General features: G+C 35.2%; 13 protein-coding genes. 9 read left to right on the top strand and 4 right to left on the bottom strand.

What is annotated here, in order from left to right:
• Nucleotides 1–23 precede the first annotated feature (23 nt).
• The 3 genes from pgl to gnd are packed head-to-tail and all read right to left on the bottom strand — an operon-like array spanning nt 24 to nt 3,691.
• Nucleotides 24–740, bottom strand: a complete 717-nt coding sequence (pgl, locus tag LUU93_RS05780; protein WP_232679263.1) for a 6-phosphogluconolactonase — start codon at nt 738–740, stop codon at nt 24–26.
• On the bottom strand, nt 721–2,253 hold the full coding sequence (gene zwf / locus LUU93_RS05785; RefSeq protein WP_232679265.1) for a glucose-6-phosphate dehydrogenase: 1,533 nt from the start codon (nt 2,251–2,253) through the stop codon (nt 721–723). The genes pgl and zwf overlap by 20 nt, the downstream gene beginning before the upstream one ends.
• Nucleotides 2,254–2,281: 28 nt before the next feature.
• Nucleotides 2,282–3,691, bottom strand: coding sequence for an NADP-dependent phosphogluconate dehydrogenase (gene gnd, locus LUU93_RS05790; RefSeq protein WP_232679266.1), 1,410 nt, complete (start codon nt 3,689–3,691; stop codon nt 2,282–2,284).
• Nucleotides 3,692–4,022: 331 nt separating this feature from the next.
• Here gnd and LUU93_RS05795 point away from each other — a divergent pair, with 331 nt between their 5' ends.
• Nucleotides 4,023–4,469 (top strand): YybH family protein, encoded by a 447-nt coding sequence (locus LUU93_RS05795; RefSeq protein WP_232679267.1) that lies wholly within the window; start codon nt 4,023–4,025, stop codon nt 4,467–4,469.
• A 2-nt stretch (nt 4,470–4,471) separates the two neighbouring features.
• Here LUU93_RS05795 and LUU93_RS05800 read toward each other — a convergent pair whose 3' ends face one another.
• Nucleotides 4,472–5,287, bottom strand: a complete 816-nt coding sequence (locus tag LUU93_RS05800) for a helix-turn-helix domain-containing protein (RefSeq protein ID WP_232679268.1) — start codon at nt 5,285–5,287, stop codon at nt 4,472–4,474.
• A 514-nt stretch (nt 5,288–5,801) separates the two neighbouring features.
• On the opposite strand from LUU93_RS05800, the gene LUU93_RS05805 reads away from it, so the two are divergent.
• The 8 genes from LUU93_RS05805 to LUU93_RS05840 all read left to right on the top strand — a co-directional run bounded on the left by LUU93_RS05805 (nt 5,802) and on the right by LUU93_RS05840 (nt 24,622).
• Entirely contained in the window at nt 5,802–7,976 is a 2,175-nt protein-coding gene (locus LUU93_RS05805; protein ID WP_232679269.1) for an alpha-N-acetylglucosaminidase, read from the top strand.
• Between the two features lie 280 nt (nt 7,977–8,256).
• Entirely contained in the window at nt 8,257–11,268 is a 3,012-nt protein-coding gene (locus LUU93_RS05810; RefSeq protein ID WP_232679270.1) for a SusC/RagA family TonB-linked outer membrane protein, read from the top strand.
• A gap of 19 nt (nt 11,269–11,287) precedes the next feature.
• On the top strand, nt 11,288–12,901 hold the full coding sequence (locus LUU93_RS05815; protein ID WP_232679271.1) for a RagB/SusD family nutrient uptake outer membrane protein: 1,614 nt from the start codon (nt 11,288–11,290) through the stop codon (nt 12,899–12,901).
• 323 nt (nt 12,902–13,224) lie between these two features.
• Nucleotides 13,225–15,525 (top strand): GH92 family glycosyl hydrolase, encoded by a 2,301-nt coding sequence (locus LUU93_RS05820; RefSeq protein WP_232679272.1) that lies wholly within the window; start codon nt 13,225–13,227, stop codon nt 15,523–15,525.
• Nucleotides 15,526–15,639: 114 nt separating this feature from the next.
• Nucleotides 15,640–17,913 carry a GH92 family glycosyl hydrolase gene (locus LUU93_RS05825; RefSeq protein WP_232679273.1) on the top strand — a complete coding sequence of 758 codons (2,274 nt, stop codon included), beginning with the start codon at nt 15,640–15,642 and terminating at the stop codon, nt 17,911–17,913.
• A gap of 13 nt (nt 17,914–17,926) precedes the next feature.
• Nucleotides 17,927–18,490, top strand: coding sequence for a hypothetical protein (locus LUU93_RS05830; protein ID WP_232679274.1), 564 nt, complete (start codon nt 17,927–17,929; stop codon nt 18,488–18,490).
• A 206-nt stretch (nt 18,491–18,696) separates the two neighbouring features.
• Nucleotides 18,697–20,532: a metallophosphoesterase family protein gene (locus LUU93_RS05835; protein ID WP_232679275.1), complete on the top strand. Its 1,836-nt coding sequence runs from the start codon at nt 18,697–18,699 to the stop codon at nt 20,530–20,532.
• Nucleotides 20,533–20,584: 52 nt separating this feature from the next.
• Nucleotides 20,585–24,622, top strand: coding sequence for a hybrid sensor histidine kinase/response regulator transcription factor (locus tag LUU93_RS05840; protein ID WP_232679276.1), 4,038 nt, complete (start codon nt 20,585–20,587; stop codon nt 24,620–24,622).
• Nucleotides 24,623–24,884: the final 262 nt, after the last annotated feature.

The following is a 24,884-nucleotide window of genomic DNA, read 5'->3' on the forward strand; positions in this document are numbered from 1 at the left end:
TTCAGTATTTTGTAAAACAAATTTTAATTTGCTCCCGCAGCATTTTTATCTACAAGAAATAATAATTCTCCAGATACGGGTTTAATCAGCTGCATTGGGTAAGTTGAAGGATTGTATACCCCGGTTGTTACTTCTTTTAAAGCATGTGCTTTTTTCTCTCCAAAAGCCACTACGATAATCTTTTCGGCTTTGTTGATTAATGGCGCAGTCAGCGTAATGCGGTGCATACTTTGCGGTGCTAAATAATAAGCAGCAACCCATTTATTTTGTTCGTCTAATACCGCTTCACGAGGAAAAAGAGAAGCCGTGTGTCCGTCGTCTCCCATACCTAATAAAATAAGGTCAAATTTTCCTTCATCACCTAAAACAGTTCTAATAGACTGCTCGTAAGTAACCGCAAAATCTTCTGGCGTAACACCATCTTTATACATTTCAAAAATATTTTCTGCCGGAATAGGAACGTGGCTTAATAATGTTGCGTAAGACATTTTTGCATTACTCAAATCATCATTTAGCGGAACCCAGCGTTCGTCTCCCCAAAATATATAAACTTTACTCCAGTCTATTTTTGTTTTGTAAGCATCAGAAGCTAATAACTTGTAAATTCCTGCAGGAGAAGAACCTCCGGTAAGAACAGCTGTAAATTTGCCTTTTTCGGCAATAGCTTTCTGGGCAGATGCTGCAAAAAGATCTGCAGCTTTACTATTAATTTCTTCTATATTATTGTATATCTGTATCATTTAAAATTTCTTCTATTATTTGTGTATTTGGAATCCAGGCATGCCCTTGACGCGCCAATAATTCGTCTGCTTCTTCTGGCCCCCAGCTTCCCGCTTTGTAATTAGGAAAATTGGCTGGCGCAATAGTTTTCCATACCTGCTGAATCGTGTCAATAGCGTCCCAGGCCTCTTCCACCTGGTCCCAGCGCATAAATAGGGTAGGATCTCCTGCTAAAGCATCGGCGATTAATGTTTCATAAGCTTCCGGCGACATCGTAGAACAAGCGAAATAGTCAAATACCATTTCTGCAGGTCTTAACGAAAGCGAAAGCCCAGGCTTTTTGGTCATAAACTGCAGTTTAATGTCCATTGCAGGCTGGATATTGATGATTAGCCGGTTTGGTGTCATTCCTTCTTTCCCATAAGAAAATGAAGAATGCGGCACTGGTTTAAATTGTATAATAATAGAAGATTGTTTTTCTTCCATTCTTTTCCCGGAACGCAGATAAAACGGAATTCCCTGCCATCTCCAGTTGTCCAGATAAATTTTCATCGCTACATAAGTTTCGGTATTAGAATCCGGGGCAATTCCTTTATCCTGACGATATCCCGGAACCGGAATTCCTTTTATTTCACCTGCACCATACTGGCCTCTTACAATATAATGATCTACTTCCTCGGGTTTGATACGGCGAATCGATTTTAGAACATCAGCTTTACGATTACGAATGTCATCTGCACTTAATGATGCGGGTGCTTCCATAGCGGTCATACATAAAATCTGAAGCAAATGGTTCTGAATCATATCCTTTAAAGCACCAACACCTTCGTAGAAACCTCCTCGTTCTTCAACGCCCACTTCTTCTGCAACGGTAATCTGAACAAAATCAATAAAATTACGGCTCCATAAAGGTTCAAACATCGAATTTCCAAAACGGAAAGCCAAAATATTCTGTACCGTTTCTTTACCTAAATAATGATCAATTCTGTAAATCTGCTCTTCTTTGAAAGTCTGAGAAAGCATTTCGTTCAATTCGATTGCAGATGTTTTATCATAACCAAAAGGTTTTTCGATAATAATACGATCTTGTTTCGGATTTGCAGCAAGTCCAATCTTTTTGATATTGCTTGAAATCGTCGAAATAAAAGAAGGTGTAATCGAAAGATAGAAAAGACGATTAGCACGTTCGCCAAAAGCCAGATCAAAATTGTTGATTTTCTCGTTTAATCCGATATACGATTCTTCTTTATCAATATCAAGACTGTGATACGTAATGTGCGAAAGAAATTTTTCAGTTTCAGGATCAGAAACTCCTTTTCTTCTTGAAAAAGTATTTAGGTTTTCTAATACATAACTGCGAAAATCTTCATTAGTTTTTTCTGCTCTTCCAAGAGCAATAATCTGAAACTTTTCAGACATACGTCCGTCAAGGTACAGATTTTGAAATGCGGGAAAGAGCTTTCTCTTTGCTAAATCTCCGGTTCCTCCAAAAATAACAATGATTGTTGGATTCTTAAGTTTATTTTTAGTCATTGTGTGTAGTTGTGTTGCTTTAAGTTGTTTATTCAGACCATTGTGTGTGGAAAACGCCTTCTTTGTCAATACGCTCATAAGTATGCGCCCCGAAGAAATCACGCTGCGCCTGAATTAAATTTGTTGGCAGATTTGCAGATCTGTAAGCATCAAAATAAGCTAATGAATTCATCAATCCTGCAACTGGTAATCCTTTTTGAACAGCAAACTGGACAGCAGTTCTCATTCCGGCTTGGTTTTCTGATAATTTAGAAGCAATTCCAGCATCTAAAAGTATATTTGGTAAATCTGATTTTGTAACAAACGCTTTTCTGAAATCTTCTAAAATAGTCGCACGAATAATACAGCCGCCGCGCCAAATTTTAGCAACAGTCTCTAAGTTTAATCCGTAATTATATTCTTTAGAAGCTGTATGAAGCTGAGCCAGTCCTTGTGCATAAGTCACAACAATAGAAAGGTATAATGCCGATTTTAAGGCAGCAATTGCTTCGCTTGTATTTACATTACTTTCTGCAGCGTTCCAAACTAATTTTTTAGCAGCTTCAATTCTTTCAGGTTTAGTTTTAGACATATCGCGCATGTTAACCGCAGCATCGATAGTTGGAACCGGAACCTGCAAATCCATTGCGTTTTGCGAAGTCCATTTTCCTGTTCCTTTAGATTTTGCCCAATCTGAAATTTTATTGATTAGCAGACTTCCGTCTTCATCTTTTTGTTTTAGGATTTTTCCGGTAATTTCGATCAAATACGATCTAAGATCATCCGTTTGGTTCCACTCTTCAAAAGTTTTCTGAATCGTTTCGTCATCCAGATTATAACCTCTTTTCATTAAATCATAAATCTCAGAGATCAATTGCATGATTCCGTATTCGATTCCGTTGTGAACCATTTTTACATAGTTACCCGCAGAACCGTTCCCTAAATATTCAACACAAGGTTCACCGTCTACTTTTGCAGCAATCGCTTCAAAAATAGGGCGAAGTCTTTCGTATGCTTTCTGGTCACCGCCCGGCATCATTGCAGGACCGAAACGAGCTCCTTTTTCACCTCCTGAAATTCCCATTCCAAAGAAATGGATTCCTTTTTCAGATAATTCCAAAAATCTTCTGTCAGTATCGGTAAAATAAGTATTTCCGCCATCGATTATAATATCTCCTTTATCTAAATGGGGTAATAAACTTGCGATTGCGCTGTCAACCGGTTTTCCGGCAGGAACCAATAGCATAATCGCTCTTGGCTGTTGAATAAGCTCTACAAAATGCTTCACATCTGTAGTCGCTTCAATTGTATGATCAGAATCGGCTTCTTGCTGAAGAGAGTTGACTTTTTCCGTGTCTAAGTCTAAACCAGCCGCCGCGAAGTTATGGCTTGCAATATTTAAAAGTAGGTTACGGCCCATTACACCAAGTCCTACAATTCCAAAATCAAATTTGCTCATAGTTTTTAATTAACTAAATTATTAGAAGAATGTTTTGCAGCAAAAAAGTAAGAGAAAGTATGGTAATTCTTTTTCAATCAATGTTTTGCAGAAAAACAAAGTTTATTTTAATCTTACATTTCAAAATGTAGAGCGCTAAGTTAGAGAAAAATGCTGAAAAATAAGGAGTAAAATAGTTCACTTTTGGGGTTTATTGTGATACTTTTTTAAGTGTTGAAATTAAACTTATTTTGAGTTTTAAGTTTGTTTGAAAGTGAAAACAAAAGTTGTTCGTTATTTTACAATTTTCTGTCTGAAGGAATGAATTACTTTGGAAAAAAAAATATTAGAAATGAAAAGAACACTTATTTTAAACGGATTACTGATGCTTACCTTTTGGTGTAATGCACAAACCTCAAATCCTGCATTGAAAAATGTCAGAAAGATTATAGAAGCCAGTAATGAAATTTATGCAGATCTCGCTAACAAAAATGACGGATCTATTCTCACCAGATATACTAAGGATGCCTGTTTGTTTCCGCCCAATGCTGCACCTATATGTGGAAGTACACAAATAGCTGCATTCTTTAAAAACGGGCCTAAAGTACAGGTTAAGTTTATCATTCAAAACTTATATGGAGACGGCAAAACGGCTGTAACAGAAGAAAGTTATTATGAGATGACCGATCTGGAAGGTAAAAAAATAGACGATGGAAAAGTGATTGTTATTTGGAAGAATACAAAAGACGGCTGGAAAATGCACCGCGACATGTTTAGCAGCAACCATCCGGCAAAATAAATCTAAAAACCAACATTGACAGCTTCTTGAAAATCGGCACCATTTTTTAGCAGTGAAGATCGCGATGCAAAAGGAGTAATGCCAGTAAATTTTTTAAACTCTTTAATAAAATGAGCCTGATCATAATATCCGCAGTCGCAGGCTATAGTAGTTAATGATTCAGAAGTATTAAGGACTAAATGCAGGCTTTTATTGAATCGTATTACAGAAGTAAATGCCGAAGGACTTATTCCAACATTTGACAGATAAAGTTTTTGAATATATCTTTCTGATAATCCGGAATTTTGGGCTAAGGCAGGTAAATCTAATGAATTAGTAACAAAAAGATTCTGATTGAGACCTTGAAGCATCAATACTTTCTTTAATCGGGTTTCGTATTTTTTCAGCTGCTGCACAAAGTGATTTTCTAAGATATTGATTTTGGAGGCAAGTCCATCTGCCTCCATTATTTTTTCGTACAGCTCCCTGTTTTCAACTTGTGCTACATCGTACATGTCTGTAGCATAATTGGTGAATTCTGATAATGGATCAGAGAAAAACAACGCACTGGCATGCGGATAAATTCGTGCTATAAGTACAGAAGTCCCTTTTGCAACGGTAAGGCGGGCAGGAAGGGTTAAGTGTCCCAGAAGCTCGATAGCCGGAGTATCTTTTCGTCTGCCATTGATAATAGTAGCCGCCATTCCTTCAGAAATATTGATAATCAGGTCTACATAACCGCTTGGATAAAATACTTCATTGTTAAGATCCTTTTCAATCGTAACAATAGTATAATTCTTTATATACGGAGCTAAACTGGCGGAAGGTAAAATCTGCATCTGATTTTTATCTTAATTTTGAAATTAATTTGTTGATTTACAGCTGATTCTAAATTAAAAATAAATTTGATAGAAATAGATATAAAATGAAAATAAAAAAGCTCGAAAAACTTTTGTTTTTAGGACTTTGCAGGTTTGTATGACCACAATTGAACAGTCAATGTTTTTTTGCTGCAAAAAATATGATTTTAATATAAAAAAAGCCTGTAAACTCAATGTTTACAGGCTTTTTTGTGGAAATTATTAAAGCTGGAAAGTATTAATTATTTGTGACAAGTTAACAACTCTAAGAGAATATGTCTATATTTTTGATTGATAAATCCATCTTAATAAAGGGCATTATGTATAATTTTATTTTCAGTTTAGGACTCAGTTGTTTGATCTTGAGTTTTATTGAATAAGATTGTTAGTTACTAGTAATAGATTTTTGTTTTGTTTGATAGGGAGATTAATTAACTATTTAATCTCCCTTGTTTGTATTAGGCTGAGATGATTTAATAAATATATGATTTATATGAAAAGAGAGAATTTTAAAATTAAAAAGAATAGTTCTTTAAAAAAGGCTTTACCAATTTTTATACTGCTGTTTTTTTGTGCGGTCAAAGGGTATTGCAAAAATGAAGAAAAAACAAAAAGCGCATTAGCAGTAATAGAAAGACTTATAGGTAATCGTGCCAGCGAGTTTGAATTAAGTATTATTGAAAACAAAGAGCATAATAAATCAGATTGGTTTGAAATCGAAACAACAGGCAGTCAGGTAAAAATTAAAGCATCAAATAATACTGCGATTTGTTATGCCGCTTATAATTTTCTTAGGGATATTGGTGCAGTTTTAGTAAGCTGGGAAGGAAAGAGAGTCAATTTGCCAAAGTCGTGGCCAAAGTATTCTAAAAAAGGAAATACACCATTTGAATACAGAGAATATTTAAATGCCTGTACTTTTGGCTACACAACTCCGTGGTGGGACTGGAAACGCTGGGAACAGGAAATCGACTGGATGGCAGTGCACGGCATTAATCTTCCAACGGCAATGGAAGGCCAGGAAGCAGCGTGGCAGGAATTATGGAAAGAGTACGGTTTGACCAGCACTCAGTTAGAAGCACATTTTACAGGACCGGCCTTTTTGCCGTGGCAGCGTATGGGAAACATCAACAGTCTTGAAGGGCCATTGCCGCAGGAATGGTTCAGTAAAAAAGAAGAGCTTCAAAAGAAAATCTTAGACAGAATGAGAGCATTAGACATGCATCCTGTTGTACCTGCTTTTAGTGGTTATGTGCCTAAAGCTTTTGCCGAAAAACACCCGGAAGCCAAAATAAGTGAATTAAAATCATGGTCTGGCGGCGGTTTTGAAAGTACTTTTTTATTGGATTCTAAAGATCCTTTATTTAAAAAAATCGGAAAACGCTTTATTGAAATTTACACTAAAATGTACGGAAAGTCTAATTTTTATTTAGCAGATTCTTTTAATGAAATTAGGCCTCCGGTTTCTGAACATAATAAATATGAAGAACTTTCAAATTACGGAAGCACAATTTATGAAACTATTAATGAAGCAGCTCCTGGTGCAGTATGGGTTATGCAGGGATGGCTTTTTGGAGACGATAAAGAATTTTGGACAAAAGAAGCCACAAGTGCATTTCTAAGTAAAGTACCAAATGACAGACTAATCATTCAGGACTACGCCAATGACAGATATAAAGTATGGGAAAATCAGGAAGCCTTTTATGGAAAACAATGGACATATGGTTATGTACATAATTATGGAGGATCAAATCCTGTTTATGGAGATCTTAATTTCTACAAAAATGAATTGACGAGTCTGCTAAAAAATAAAAACAAAGGCAATGTTGTGGGCTACGGAGTTATGCCGGAAGGCTTAAATAATAATTCGATAGTTTATGAATACATCTATGATCTTGCATGGAGTAAGGGAGAACAGCCTATAGATGACTGGCTCAATAAATATCTGGATGCGAGATACGGGAAAAAGACTTCTGCTTCTGTTTTTCAGGCATGGCAATTATTGCTGGAATCTGTTTACAATATTAAATATTGGGAAACCCGCTGGTGGAATGATAGGGCTGGAGCGTATTTGCTTTTTAAACGTCCGACCGCGACAATTACAGAATTTAAAGGAAATCCCGGAGATAAGAAAAAACTAAAAGAAGCTTTAGATATTTTAACCAAAGAAGCTAAAAAGTACGATAAAAAGAATCTTATTCAATACGATTTAATTGATGTTTCAAGACATTATTATTCACTCTGTATTGATGAAGATTTGATAGAATGTGTAAAAGCGTACCAGCAGAAAGACATTACAAAAGGAGACCAGCTGTTTAAAAAGATAGAAAAACAAGCTTTGGATATTGACAATATTATGATCGGGCAGCCTTTAAACAGTCTTGATAATTGGATAGAATCAGCCTCAGCATACGGAAGTTCTCCGGAGGTATCTAAGTTGTACGTGAAAAATGCAAAAACATTAATTACACTTTGGGGCGGAGAAGGACATTTGAATGATTATGCTTCAAGATCATGGCACGGAATGTATAAAGGGTTTTACTGGCCAAGATGGAAAATGTTTTTAGAGGCTCTAAAAAAATCAGCAGTTAATAATAATCCATTTGATGAAACAAAAGAAAGTGAATTAATCAAAAATTGGGAAATTAATTGGTCTGAAAGTAAATAAATAAAATACAAAGGCAGCAATTAATACGTATATAAGCAAAATATAACTTAAACTTTTAACCATTACCTTAAACTATACTGAATATATGAAATGAAATCTTTACGAAATCGATTAATTAATAAGTTTTTAACTATAGAATTTTAGAAAAACAACTTTGTGAGGCCTTGTCGTTATTGACTTTAAAGAAATTATCCATGTTTCTGAATAACATGTCCATTTGTTAACATTTCTTTAGCATTAATTTCGTCAATACTATTTTAACCAATTAACCAAAAAAACAATGGAAAAACTTAAACTTTTATTATTAGCCTTCTTTCTTGGCTTCTCAATTAATACCTGGGCCCAAAAAACAGAAGTGTCCGGTATAATTTTAGATGACAAAGGTATTCCTCTTCCAGCCGCTAATGTGCTTGAAAAAGGTACAACCAATACTGTAACAACAGATTTTGATGGGAAATTTAAACTTTCAGTCTCAAATAAAAATGCTGTACTGATTATTTCTTTTATGGGATTTAATGATTTACCACTAAAATTAGATGGTTCAAAAACAAACTATACCATTAAGTTACAGCCTACGACAACCAACTTAGAACAAGTAGTAGTGGTTGGTTATGGTAAAGGATCTCGTAAAAACCTTACTACTGCTGTAACTTCTGTTAAAGCTGAAGATTTAAACAGGGGAGCAATCAGTGATGTTGGACAGCTTTTGCAGGGTAAAGTTTCTGGTTTGAATATTTCATCAAGCGGCGACCCGACAAAAACAGCTTCTGTGGTTTTGCGTGGAGCTTCAACATTAAATAGTTCTCAAGGACCGTTTTATGTAATAGACGGTATTCCCGGAGTAGATATCTCAGTAATTGCCCCAGATGATATTGCAACTATCGATGTATTAAAAGATGCTGCTGCAACGGCAATCTATGGTAACCGTGCCGCAAATGGAGTTATTATGGTAACGACAAAAAAAGGAAGTAAAGGCAGAACGCAGATTGCATACAATGGTTATGTTGGCTGGGAAGAAGTTTCAAATAATCTGGACATGATGGATGCAGATCAGCTTAGAGCTTTTACAACTAAAAACAATTTGAACTTTACTCCGGAAAATGACAAAGGTGCTAATACAAACTGGCAAAAAGAAATTTTAAGATCAGGATATGCAGCATCAAGCAGCCATAACTTATCGATGAGCGGCGGCGGAGATCATGGAAACTATACAGCAAGTATTACTTCGCTTAATAAAGAAGGTATAATGCTGAAAAGTGATTTTTCCCGTATCATTGCCCGCTTATCTGTTGAACAATTTGCTTTTGATGATAAGGTTAAATTTGGTTTAAACGTTACTAATTCTAGTACAAAATATAAAAATGTACCACAGAGAAATACTGTTCTTTTGCAGGCAGCAAGCTATCTTCCTGTTTCTCCGGTAAGAAATGCTGATGGAAGTTTTTTTGAAAACTTTACCAGTCCGGGATATTTTAACCCAGTGGCTTTAATTGAACATGGTACTGATGAAACTAAAACAGAAAACCTTGTAGGTAACCTTACTGCAGAAGTAAAACTTCCTTTTGGATTTACTTATAATTTGAATTTAGCACACCAAAGGTTAACGTCGGCTCATGGAGAATTTTATGACAGTTATTATTCACAATACAACAGTGCCAACTTTTACAACAACCCAGATCCGCCTTTGACAAAAACATTGGTTAATTTTGGTATAAATGGTTCAGCATTGAGAAATTCTTACGAAACCAGAAATAATATTATTGAAAGCTTCCTTACTTGGGATAAATCAATAGGAGAGCATAAAATAAAAGCTGTTGTGGGTTATTCATGGCAGGAAAATACATTAGGAGACGGATTTCAGGCTACAACAACTAACTTTCCGGTAGATAATGTAGGATACAACAACCTTGCTTTAAGTAATTACACTTCGGTTAATGGTTATGTTGTAAATTTTGGAGACAGTAAAGCATACCAAAAAACACGTTTAATATCCTACTTTGGACGTTTAAATTACAATTACAAAGACAGGTATCTTTTACAGGGATCACTTAGAAGAGATGGCGGATCTATGTTTGGAGCAAATAATCGCTGGGGGTATTTCCCTTCTGTAGGTGGTGCATGGAGAGTAGATAAAGAAAGTTTCATGCAGAATCAAAACATTTTTAGTGATTTGAAATTCCGCGGAAGCTGGGGGGTAACAGGAAACTCTTCTGGATTTAATGCATACACAGCTCAGTTTATTTCCGGAAGTTTAGGAACTTTCTATTATAACGGACAACAAATTGGAGCTTATGGACCTAACCAGGCAGCTAACCCTGATTTGAAATGGGAAAAAACAGCTACAGCAAATATTGGTGTTGACTTCTCAATATTAAAAGGAAAAGTATCAGGTTCCGTTGATGTATACGATAAGAAAACAACAGACATGATTTTTAACTACAACGTAAATCCGGTACTTGTACCAGTAGGAAACATTGTAGCAAACGGAGGAACAATGTCTAATAAAGGTATTGAGGTTAGTTTAAGCACAACTCCGGTTAAAACGGCAAATTTCAGCTGGACAACTAATCTGAATTTGGCACACAATAAGAATGAGATCGTTAAATTAACCAGTCCATTCTTTGTTGGTGGAGATTCTATCCGTCGTGTACAGCCAGACGGTGGTGGACAAACAGGAAGTACATTACAGATTTTTAAAGAAGGAAAACCTTTAGGACAATTCTTTACATTGAAATATGCAGGGAAAAACGCAGCCGGAGTTTCGCAGTATTATGATAAAAATGGTAATTTGACTACTACACCTCAAATTGGAGTAGATTATCATTATGCAGGAAGCGCACAGCCAAAATTATTAGTAGGATGGGCAAATAATTTTCAATACAAAAAATTTGATTTAAGTATTTTCTTCAGAGGAGTTTTTGGTAATAAAATTTTCAATGCTACGCGTGCCGATTTATTCAGACCTAGCACTGCAATGACCAATAACATTTTAGTCGACGCAGGAAATGAGTCACCAAATGATTTAAACTCTTATAAATATTCGGATCGTTTTATAGAAGACGGCAGTTATGTAAGATTAGACAATATGACTTTGGGATATAATTTTGGTAAAGTGGGCAGGTATATAAGCAGTGTGCGTATTTACCAAACAGTAAATAACGTATTTGTTATTACTAAGTACAGAGGAATTGATCCGGAAGTTGAACAAGGAGGAACAGCTCCAGGTGTAGATTCAAATAATTTCTATCCAAAAACCAGAACTTATATGTTTGGTTTAAATGTGATCTTCTAAAAATTAAATGCTAAAAATTATGAAAAAGATATTAAAATATTTAGGGCTTCCGGTACTTATGACTGGTTTAATATGGTCTTGTGATGATCTAGATGTGCCTATTACAACACAATTAACACCCGAAGTTTTTCCCCAAAACTCAACACAGTACATTCAGACTACAGGGCCCGTTTATACAGCATTTCGCGGTGAATTTTCATTTGCCTGGTGGTGGTCACAATCTTTAACAACAGATGAAGCTATTTTACCGGCAAGAGGAGGTAACTGGTTTGATAACAGAAATTATATTGCCATGCATTACCATGACTGGAATGCAGATAATGGTATCATAGGAAGTCTTTGGGACTGGTCGTCTAAAGTTATCGGAACCAGTAATCAGGCAATTTCAATTTTGAACCAGACAATGCCTGAAGGTTCAGATAAACAAACTTTGATTTCTGAATTAAAAACAATGCGCGCTATTTCTTATTTCATGTTAATGGATAGTTATGGAGATGTGCCTTTGGATACATTGTATGGAGATTTTTCTTCTCATGCTAAAACTCCCAGAAAAGACGTTTTCAATTTTATTGAGAAAGAATTAAAAAATGCAGTTCCTAGTTTAAATGCTGCATCGGGAGTTACAACTTATGGAAGACCAAATAAGCAGACTGCTAATGCAATGCTTGCTAAATTGTATTTGAACGCTGAGGTATATACAGGAACACAACGCTATAATGATTGTATTGCAGCTTGCGATCAGGTAATTAATTCTGGTTTATATGCTGTTGAACCAAGAGCAACTTATCTTCAAATGTTTTATCCGACTAACGGGCCGCTAATGAAAGAGTTTATTTTTGCAGTACCTTATGACCCGGCAGCAGTTACAGTTGGTTTTAACGGACAAATGTATCACGCACGCTACGATGTGCCTCGTTCTGAAAGAGCTAAATTTGGACTTCCTTTTACACCAAGTGCACCTAGGAGTACTCTTCCGGAATTTTATGCATACTTTAATGATGCAAATGATATACGCAGCAAACAATGGCTTACAGGTCCACAATACATGAATGATGGTGTTACTCCGGTAATGGTTACAACAACTAAAAAAGGATACGATCAGTTTTATACAGGATCAGATGGAGGTGCAGCATATACCTATCAGGTAGACTTGACACCAAACATTGTGCTTCGTCAAAGTGTAACTTTATTTGATCTTGGAAACGATGAAATTGCCTGGAACATGGGATATAGAAATATTAAATTCTATCCGGATGCTACTTCAACAAATCGTAACCAAAAGAACGACGTTCCTTTCTTGCGTTATTCAGATGTACTTTTAATGAAAGCAGAATCTATTCTTCGCGGCGGAAGTATAACATTAGGACAAAATGCTGATGCATTAGTAAATATGGTTCGTTCTAACCGTACAACATCTGCAGCTTTGAGCGGTGTAAGTTTAGAGGAACTTTATAAAGAAAGAAGCCGTGAGTTTACCTGGGAAGCATGGCATAGAAATGATATGATCCGTTTTGGAAAATATGAAGGACAATGGGGCTACAAAACCAATACAGATGTTTACCGTCGTGTTTTCCCAATCCCAACCAACGCTATGGTTTTAAACCCGGCTTTGACCCAAAATGATGGATATTAAAAATATGAATTTAATTAAGTACACATTGTAGCTCAATTTAAATTTTGAAAAGGAGAGGAGAGTAAAAATTCTTCTCCTTTTTTACTAAAAGAAAACTGCTTTTTTCAGTTGATCGTGAGAATCAGTTTAGTTTCATTTTTTGAATAAACACAAAGCTTAATCGAATGCCGTTCCAGAAATGAATGAAAGATTAAGCTTTGTAATATTCTTCAATTTATGTTTTAAGAATACATTAGACCCAGCAATTCTCAGGTAAATCCTGTGCCTTATATTTTCGATTTAGAAATAAACCAACTATTGCCCCAACAATACAAAACGAATAAATGGAACTAAATAAAATCTATAAAACAGGACGCATTGGAGTAAGTTTAGTTCTTATTTTTTTAGTGTCATGTAAAGCCCCAAAAGAAGTTTCTTTAAAAAAGAAACAACTATCAGATATGGTTTATCCGCAGCTGGACACAGAAAATTCCAGATGGTTTTACTTTTCATCAGCAAGCCGTCCGTTTGGTATGGTAAACTTAAATCCTGATACCGAAATTAACGGCGATTGGGGAGGCGGTTATAAATATACTACAGATACAGTTAAAGGTTTCAGCCACATTCACGAATGGCAGATGTCAGGCGTATCAGTAATGCCCGTAACAGTTTCTGCTGAAAACAAACAAACTATTTTTAAAGATTTTTATTCCAAATTCAGTCATCAAACCGAAATTATAACACCAGGATATCATTCAATAAAATTAAATAGATATCAAATAACTGCAGAATTAACCAGCACGCCAAGAGTTGGTTTTCATAAATATACTTTTCCTATAAAGGCACAAAAAGCAGTTCTTTTTAATTTGAACACTATTTTAGGCCCTTGCGAAAATACAAACGGAAAATTAGAAAAAAACAATGATTATGAACTTTCCGGATCATTAGTTTTGAGTACCAATTTTAGACGTCCAAAACCACTAACAGTATTTTTTAAAATTAAAACAAATGAGCCCATTACTTCTTTAGAAATAGATAATGTGACGGGTAATTATTTGGTTAATTTTCATAAAACAGCCGAAAAAATATTGATGAAAGTAGGAATATCCTACACCTCAATTGAAAATGCCAATAATAATATTGAAACCGAATTACCACATTGGAATTTTAATAAAACAATCTCTGATTCCAGAAAAGAATGGAGTGATTTATTAGGAAGAATAAAAATAGAAGGAGGAACAGTAACCGATCAGAGAAGATTTTATACTGATCTATGGCATGCCCTGCAAGGAAGAAAAACGATCAGTGATGCAAATGGAGCTTATCCTGATAATACAGGTGCCAAATTCAGGGTGGGACATCTACCTTTAAATGCTGACGGAAAACCAAAATTCAATCATTATAATTCAGATGCTTTTTGGGGAGCACAATGGACAATAAATAATCTTTGGGGACTTGTATATCCTGAAATTATGGAAGAATTTGTGTATTCTTTAATGCAGTATTATAAAGACGGCGGTATAATTCCGCGTGGCCCGTCGGGCGGAAATGACACTTATGTAATGACAGGAGCCTCAGCAACGCCTTTTATTGTAAGCGCCATTCAAAAAGGAATAGTCAAAGAAGATTTGGAAGGGATTTATACTGCACTCAAAAAAAATCATATGCCGGGCGGTATTATGGAAAAAGCCGGATATGAACATAATACCAATATTGGCGGCGGATTAAAATATTATTTAGAAAAAGGATATGTACCGTACCCGCTTCCCGATGGTAATTTCGGAAGCCATGAAGACGGTGTAAGCCAGACTTTAGAATATGCATATCAGGATTGGACTTTGGCGCAATTGGCAAAAAAACTAAACCATGAAGAGGATTATAATTATTTTATGAAAAGAGCTGAAAACTATAAAAATGTTTTTGATGCAAAAATAGGCTGGATGCGTCCGAAAAATGTTGAAGGAAAATGGCGTGAAGATTATGATCCGTATCAATACGAAAATGGATTTATAGAATCGAATGGAGCGCAGTCAACGTGGTTTGTACCGCATGATATTGAAGGATTAGCCGCTTTAATGGGAGGAAAAGAAAAAGCTGTCGCAAAATTGAACACACAGTTTGAAACAGCCAAAAAACAAAAATATACTTCCGGGACATCACACGATGCAGAATTGCACCCGGAGTTTAGCAGAATTCCAGTTAATTTTGGAAATCAGCCCTCTATGCAGACATCTAATATTTTTACCATATTAGGAAGACCGGATTTAACGCAGTATTGGACAAGAAACGTAGTAAAAGAAACTTTCAGCGGATTATCTCCCGCAACCGGTTATAACGGAGACGAAGATCAGGGATTAATGGGAAGTCTGAATGTATTGCTTAAATTGGGTTTGTTTCAAATGAATGGCGGTACAGACAAAGATGCTGTTTATCAAATAGGAAGCCCTATATTTAATAAAATTTCAATAGACTTAAATCAGAAATACTATACAGGTAAAACATTTGTGATAAAAGCAAATAATAACAATCCTGAAAATGTGTATATAAAAGACATCAAATACAACAATAAAATTGTAAAAGATTTTACTCTTTCGCATAAGGAGATCACCAATGGAGGTGAATTAATTTTAGAAATGTCAAATTAAATGCTTGCAATAATTTTTTAGCCACAGATTTCACAGATTATTCGGATTATTTTTAAAATCATTGTAATCCTTTAAATCTGTGGCTAAAAAATAGTTCAAAGAAATAAATAAGTAATGAAAATATACAGTAAAAATATACTTTTAGGAATATCATTTTTGTTTACAATAATCATTAATGCCCAGCAGACAGTACATCAATATGTAGACCCAATGATTGGATCAGAAGGAGTAGGCAGGGTTTTTATTGGCCCTTCATGTCCTTACGGAATGGTAAAACCAAGCCCGGACTGTACCTCGAGTCCAAATAGCGGCTGGCTTCCAATACCGAAAGAAGTAACAGGTTTCAGTCAGGTGCATGTGAGCGGAACGGGCGGAGGCCCTAAATACGGAAATATTCAGATAATGCCGTTTTCCGGTGCTTTAGATAAACTGGACCAGACTTCTTTCAGGGCAGAAGAAAATGTAAAACTGGGGTACTATGAAACCGTTTTCAAAGAAAATAAAATCAAAACCGAAATAACTACAGGTGAAAAAGTATCCTTTTACAGATTTACTTACCCAAAAAACACATCCAAAGAATTAAAAATTGACCCCGGATTTTTTCTGGGAGAAGAAAAAATTCCTGATGCCAGAGAAGCACAGCAGTTTGTAGGTTCTCAGATCGAAATTGTTTCAGACACCGAAGTTCGGGGATACAGCAGAATAAGAGGAGGTTGGAATAACGGACGTGCTTATACTGTTTACTTCTGGGCCGTTTTCGATCAGCCAATTGCAAAATATGTAACCTTTAAAGACGGAAAGTTTTATAACAATCAAAAAGCACAATTTGATTCAGGAAAAAAAACAGCAGCCTTGCTTTCTTTCGGAAACACAGGAAAAGAAGAACTGAATGTCAAAATCGGAATCTCATTTTTAAGCGAATTAAAAGCAAAAAATAACATCGAAGTTGAAATTCCGCATTGGGATTTTAATACCGTTTTATCCACTTTAGAAAATAAATGGGAAAACTTATTAAGCCGAATTAAATTATCTGAGGATACTTCAGAAGAGTATAAAAAAATGTTCTACACTGGTTTATATCATACGATGATTATGCCGGTTGACCGGACAGGAGAAAATCCGTTATGGACAAATGATGAACCTTATTATGATGATTTTTATACGATTTGGGACACTTTTAGAACCTCAAGCCCATTAATTACATTGATAGATTCTAAGCGTAAAGTAGAAATAATCAATGCCATGCTGAACATTTACAAACGCGAAGGTTATTTACCCGAAGGAAGAAGCGGCAACGATAACGGACGAACTCAGGGTGGTTCTAACGCTGAGGTTGTTTTAGCAGATGCTTTTGTAAAAAACTTAAAAGGAATAGATTACGAACTGGCACTGCAGGCAATGCTCAAAGACGCCACAGTTCCGCCGGGAGGAAATGAAGAAAAAGAAGGAAGAGGCGGACTTATAGATTACCTGAAATTAGGATATGTTCCTTATGGCACAGACCGCGCAGGAAACCGAACAATCGATTATGCGTACAACGATTATAATATTGCCGTAGTAGCAAAAGGATTAGGAAAAACAGATTTGTATAATCAGTATATCAAACAAGCCGACAGCTGGCAGAATTTATGGCGTTCTGATTACGAAAATAAAGGAGCCAAAGGATTTATTATGCCAAAAGACAAAGACGGAAAATGGCTGGATGATGTTGTTTTCGGAGAATCAAAAATCCAGAAACCTACTTTTAAATATACGCCTGTAATTATCGAATCGCCTTGGTATGTCTGCCATTGGTGCGTTTTCTTTTACGAAGGAAATTCATGGGAATATTCATTGAGCATTCCACACGATGTTCCGGAACTGATTCGTAAATCAGGAGGAGAAAAAGCGTTTGAAGACAGATTGAATACTTTCTTTAATTCAGATTTGTATAATGTTGCCAACGAGCCGTCGTTTTTAACGCCCTGCCTGTATCACTGGATCGGAAAACCGTATTTGAGCAGCGACAGAATCAGAACCATTATCAAAAATAATTTCAATACTTCAAGAGAAGGACTTCCCGGCAACGACGATTCAGGTGCAATGTCTTCGTGGCTTGCTTTCCACATGATGGGATTATATCCAAATGCCGGACAGCCTTATTACTTGATAAACACGCCCTTAATTAAAGAAACGGCGATACAATTAGAAAACGGTAAAAAGTTTAAGATTACAGCAAAAAAAATGAGTGATAAAAACAAATATATAAAAGCTGCTTTTTTAAACGGAAAAAGCTATAACAAAGCGTGGATTTTACATGATGATATTAATAACGGAGGAGAATTGATTCTTGAAATGGATTCGAAACCTTCGGCTTGGGGAACTGCAGTTTTACCGCCGGCTAAATAAAACGATCAGCAAGATGAAAAATATAATTTTAGTTATTCTTTTTTGTACCGTTTATAAAACTGGAATAGCACAGAACTACATTCCGACACTAAAAAATAATACCGAACTGCATTATGTCTGCAAACTTCACGGACAGACCAGAACCTTGCAGCTTACGGCTGAAACAGCAGATAATGCGCTGGCTTTCAAATTGGAAACAAGAGGTGTAAAAAGCAAAATTGTGATGCTTCCTGAAGCGGTAAAAAACGGAAATACCTTAAGTTTTAATCAGGGAGAATACGCACCGGTTTTGAATTTAAAACCCACAGAAACTTTTTTTATGATATCGCAGTCGGCTTATCAGGATTTAGTAAAAAACAATTCTTTTGTGTACAATAATACGACTTATGTTCTGGACAAAAACGAAGATAAAAACGGAGTTTCCATTGACGGAAAATGGATAGATGCGTTACACGTAACCGCACAGATTGATGAAACTGAAATGTGGATCGTAAAAAATCCTGAATATCCTTTAATCTGTAAAGTAACTAAAAATCCGCTAGGGATTAATTTTACTTTGGTAAAGGTAACGGAGTAAAAAAATAGGTTTATTTTAAACACATAGAAACATAGGTTTAGAAATTTAGAAAAGAACTTTAAAAAAACTAGTTTTTGCACATAATCCCGATAGCTATCGGGATGTGTTAATGCAAGTGAAACGCTTTTTAACGGTACCGAAATCTATGTTTCTATGTGTTTCAAATTAAAAAGCTGACCTAAGAGGATAATATTAAAATAATAAAAATGTCATTCAAAAATATCTTTTGTTCATTGATACTTTTAGTTCTGATTTCCTGTAAAACAGAACAGCATTTCGATGAGAAAAAGACCCAAATCGCTTTTATAGCCGATGTTCATTTACAAGATATTTTTGCAAAATTTGAAGACAACAATTATCAGGGAATAAAAAATCCGGTTACGGGCGAATATGCCAATATCAGAACGATGAATTCGCAGCTGCATTCAACCAGAATTTTTAATGAAAATTATTTTGCCTTTTTAGAAGCCTTAAATGATATTGTCAAAAGAGGTATCAAACAAGTTGTACTTCCGGGCGATTTCAGCGACGACGGACAGCCTGTTCATGTACGCGGATTGAGAAAAATACTCAACGAATATTCTCAAAAATACGGGATTTCCTTTTTTGTAACGACCGGCAATCATGATGTTGTAAGACCATTTTCGCAGGATGCCGTTAAAACTGATTTTCTGGGTAAAGACGGAAAAGAGCAAATCATCAGCAGTTCTAAAAACAATTTCAATAAAAGTAAAAGTGAACTGGATCCTATTATCACAGCCGATATAAAAAACTGGGGTTATAAGGAAACCATTCACGAAATGAGAGATTTTGGTTTTTTTCCAAAAAAGACCAATTTGTATTGGGAAACTCCTTTTTCTAACTACAGGTATGAGCATTATAATTTTGAAGAAGCCCAAAAAGAATCAGTTTTAGAAAAAAGAACGTATGCAATTAAAAACACCAGTTTATTTCTTCCAGATGCGAGTTACCTTGTCGAACCAATTAAAGGAATCTGGCTTTTAGCAATAGATGCCAACGCTTATGTACCGAACGAGAAATTATCGGGCCAGCCAGATAACCCGCATGATTTTTCGGGAGCCAATACAGGTTATAATAACGTTCTGATTTATAAAAGCCATCTGCTAAACTGGGTTAAAAAAGTTTCTGCGGAAGCAAAGAAAAGAGGAAAAATACTGATAGCTTTCAGTCATTATCCGATGGTTGAATTTAATGACAATGCATCACCGGAATTAAAACAGCTTTTTGGTGCTGATAAAATGCAATTGCAGCGAGTTCCTGATGAAGCAGCAGCACAGCAATTTGCAGATGCCGGCATTCAGGTCCATTTTGGCGGACACATGCATATCAATGATACGGGTGTAAGAACATCAGCAAAAGGTAATACATTGTTTAATATTCAGACGCCTTCACTTGCAGCATATATGCCGGCGTACAAAATATTGACCATTCATTCTGATTCTGAACTCGAAGTTGAAACTGTTGTAGTTGGCAAAGTCATTGATTTTAATAGTTTATTCCCTTTTTATGAAGAAGAATATACTCATTTGCAAAATAGTAAAAGCGATCATATTTGGAATAAAGAAATCCTAAAAGCCAAAGATTATAAAGAATTTACCGCTTGGCATTTAAAGGAATTAGTACGTTTAAGGTTCTTGCCCGAAGATTTTCCGGCCGAATTTTTAAAATCAATTGTAAATCTTTCAGGCAAAAATTTATTAGAAATCAATAAAAATGCATCAGAAATTGATAAAGATCTGCAATCAAATTCTTTAACGATTTCCGATTTTGAATCATGGACTGGTTTTGATATGATTTTCGATTTTTACCGCTTAAAAAATGCCGATGAACTGGCGATTTCAGAAATTGGGAACAAGAAATTAAAACAATATGAATTGGTTTGCAGGCAGTTAAAAAGATCAAATGAGCCAAAATTGATTTTATGGGCAGAAATATTTTTAAAAACCATGAATGGGGAACCTTCCGATCATTTTAAAATTGATTTGAAGAATAACAAAATTGATAATTTATCTGTTAAATAATTTTGATATTTATTAAATCAAAAAGATTAAATTGCATTTATAATTTATTTCCATGAGACAAAAGTCCTTAATACTATTCTTGTTTTTTGCCATTTTTTATCATTCTAATTCACAGAATATAAAATTTGCGCATTATAATGACAATAACGGATTGTCTCATAATTCAGTGCGGCATATTGTGCAGGATAAAAAAGGTTTTATGTGGTTTGGAACATTCTCAGGATTAAATCGTTTTGACGGTTATCAGTTCAAAAACTACATGAGTTCTTCTCTGGGAAAGAATAAATTGTACAATGATGACATAACGGCTTTGGAACTGGATGAAGCATCAAATCACTTATGGATTGGTACCCGAAAAGGATTGACACTTTTCAAAATGGATACCCACGTTTTTACCACTTTTTTCAATAAAAAAGAAGATCCAAATAGTCTGCCCGATGATGAAGTCAGAGCAGTTTATGTAGATAAATTTAAAAGAGTCTGGGTGGGTACTAAAACAAAAGGAGTGTATCTGTTCTTTTTGAAAGAAAACCGGTTCGAGAAAATTCAGCTTAAAGGTTTCGATTACGTAAAAGAAATTTTTGAAGACAAAAAAGGCAATGTCTGGATTGGAAGTTATGAAAAATCGTCTGTTGCAAAAATAACGATGGATGCAAAAGGAGCAATTGTACGAATTAATAATTACACACTTTCTGTTCCGCATTCCAACATAAAAAATCCATACATCAATTTTATTTACGAAGACGCCAAATCGGATATTTTTGTAGGAACCCGGGAAGGTTTATATAAACTAGATAAAGCCAGCGATCAGTTTGTCAATTTGTATATAGAAAACAAACAGGTTAGAGGTGCCTTAGGGCCGTATTTTTTATCAGTTGCCCGAGCTCCCGATGGAAAATATTGGGTAGGGACTTTAGGCGGATTGCTGGTTTGTAATCAATTAGAAGACATTCAAAAAGGAAATTATAAATGGTATTATTCAATTTTGTCAGATGATACTTCGCTTGTAGATAATTTAATTTCAGCACTTTACTTTGATGCTTCCGGGGTCTTATGGATTGGAACAGAAGACGGATTGGACAAATACGACCCTTATGAAAATCAGTTCACTTTAAACAAAGATATATCACGTTCCATAGGTAATCAGGCACCGCGTATAAGAGGTTTTGCCAAAACGTATGACGAAAAAGTGATTGTAGCAACCTACCATAACGGACTTTTTATTTCGAATACAAAAGGTTCAACTCCATTACACAACACAGGAAAAGATATCGCCAGTATTTATTCTGATGATGGAAAGACTTTTTATTGCGGCCTTTGGGACGGGAACATATTAGTTTACAATTACAGTACAAATTCTTCCAGAGAAATAAAAGCAGGATTTGAAAAATCGCCCGTTTTTGCTTTTGCAAAAATTGGAGACGATTCTATGATTGTAGGTTCTTTTGGAGAAGGCGCAGTAATATTAAATACCAAAACTCTGCAGGTACAAACCTCTAAAGGGAAACTTTTACCAGGTTTTCAGATAAATGCTATAGAAAGGGACGTTAAAAATAATGTTTGGTTTGCCACAGAAACCGGAGTTGTAAAATACAACATCAATTCAGGAAAAATAGAAACCTACTCGTCGCTTTTTATAAAAGAAAAAGGAGTGCCCCATGATGAAAATGTAAGTGATGTTTTAGTAGATGTAAAGGGAAAAATATGGGCTTCAACACGTTTTGGGCTTTGTCTGTTTAATTCCAAAAAGAACGAATTTGAACCTGTAAAAAATCTTAAAGAGCTTTCAGGTAAATGGATTACCGATATCTTATCAGATGCAAATGGAAACTTATGGCTGAATATCAACAACAATAATATTGCCTTCGTTAAATCTAATTTAAAAGATATTAGTATTTACCATGTAAACAGTGGCAACAGATTGGACGTTTTTAGTTCAAGCGGCTTTTTTTACTTTAATAATTCTAATATTTTTCTGGGAGGTAAAAATGGGATTATTTCTTTTTCGCCGCCGGGAATGAAAAGAAACAAATGGTCGCCGCTGCCTGTTATTTCCGAATTTAAAATTCAGAACGAAGAAGTGTTTCCGGAAATGGAGATTAATGGAGAAATCCCGCTTTCAAAAGATTTAAATTATGGAAAAGAGATAGAACTTACCCATAAAAACCGCAATTTTTCGATCCAGTTTTCAACTCCCTCTTTTGCAAATGAAAAACTGAATAAGTTTCAATATATGCTCGAAGGTTTTGACAAACATTGGATTACTGCTAACAGTACATCTAGAATAGTTCAATATACGAACCTTTATCCGGGAAGTTATGTATTTAAAATAAGATCAAGCAACAGCGACGGATATTGGAGCAAAGCGGTTTCTTATAAAATAAAAATCCTGCCGCCTTTCTGGCTTACGCCAACTTCTTTTTTACTGTTTTTAGCACTTTTATTTGGTATTTTTTATTTCATCAGAAAAGAGATAAAAAACAGAATTCGTTTAAAACAAGAACTCCTTACCGAAAAAGTAAACAGAGAACACGACGTTAAACTGAACAATGAAAAATTACGTTTCTTTACCAATATTTCGCATGAATTAAGAACACCGTTAACACTAATTTTAGGTCCGGCAAAACAGCTGTTAGATGAAAACAGCAATGCAACCGATTATGAAAAAAGCAGATACAATCTGATTTATCAAAACGCCAGCAGGTTATTGAATCTTGTAAATCAGGTATTAGATTTTAGAAAAGCACAGTCAGGTGAATTAAAACTAAAAGTAACTAAAACAGATATTCTGGCTTACTCGAAAAATATTTTTGATTCCTTTAAGGAAATGGCTTATAATAAAAAGATCAAGCTCAATTTTATTACTGAAGATGATGAAATAAACGGCTGGCTGGATAATGATAAGTACGATAAAATTCTATACAATCTCTTGTCGAATGCCTTAAAGTTTACCAATAAAAATGGAAACGTCGATTTGTATATCAGGCTGAAAGATACAGTCGAAGATATTTTAGTAATCGAAGTAACAGATGATGGAATTGGTATTCCATTAAAAAGCCAGGAGAAAATTTTCAAACGATTTTATCAGGCAACTAACAGTAAAGCCAATAATACAGGATCGGGCATTGGTTTGTCTTTGGTTAAATCTTTAGTAGCAATTCATAAAGGAGTTATTGCTGTAGAAAGTACACAAGGAAAAGGGAGTACATTTACAGTTGAAATTCCGATTGACCGCAATTCTTACGAACATAAAGAAGTGTTTGAATATGCACTTAAAAATGACAACCTGAGTATGCTCATTCCAGAAAAAGCAGCTAAGAAAACCATCCAGAACACAGATCTTAAAGAGAAAATACTGGTAATTGAAGATAATAGTGAACTTAGAAAATATCTGGTTGATTATTTGTCTGATTATTACAAAGTTTATGATGCAGAAAATGGAGAAGAAGGTTTGAAAATCTGCAGGCAGATTAAACCAATTTTATGTGTTGCCGATGTAATGATGCCCGTTATGGATGGACTGGAGTTTTGCAGACAACTTAAAAATGATGAATTTATAAGCCATATTCCGGTTGTGATGCTTACTGCTCTTTCTGAAAATATGGATAAAGTAAAGGGCTATGACATGGGTGCAGATGGATATCTGGTTAAACCTTTTGAACCATTATTGCTTAAAACGGTTATTGAAAATATGATCAAATCAAGATTAGAACTCAAACAAAAATTCTCCGGAGAAATAGAAAGCAAAATAAGCATGCTTACACATTCTCCAATTGATGAAGAATTTATGGAAAAAGTAACTAATCTAATCAATGATAATTTAAGTGAAGTAGATCTCTCTACAGACTTTTTGTGCGATAAACTGGGCGTGAGTTCTTCAAAATTATATAGAAAAATTAAGGAACTGACAGATTTGGCACCAAACGAATTTATTAGAACCATTCGTTTAAAAAAATCGGCAGAACTGCTCAAAACTAAAAAATATAATGTTTCTGAAGTAACCAATCTTGTAGGCTTTAATGATCCTTTATATTTCAGTAGATGTTTTAAAAAACAGTTTGGTTTCCCGCCGAGTAAGCTTATTAATTAATTTTTATCGCCACAGATTATACAGATTAAAAGGATTTTTTCTTTCGCGGCTAATTACACGAATTTCCACAAATTATTTTGGTAAATATTTTGAAGAATATAGCCCGTGGTTTCAACTACGGGAACACAATGCATATCTGCAATCTAATTTCCTCGCGACGTCTCCCGCGGTTGAAACCACGGGCTATATTGAAAAGCTATGTTCCAAGATGAAATAAAATCCTTTTAATCTGTGTAATCTGTGGCAAAAAATCAGCAATTTA

Origin of the sequence: Flavobacterium soyae (assembly GCF_021245985.1) — a bacterium.
GTDB lineage: Bacteria > Bacteroidota > Bacteroidia > Flavobacteriales > Flavobacteriaceae > Flavobacterium > Flavobacterium soyae.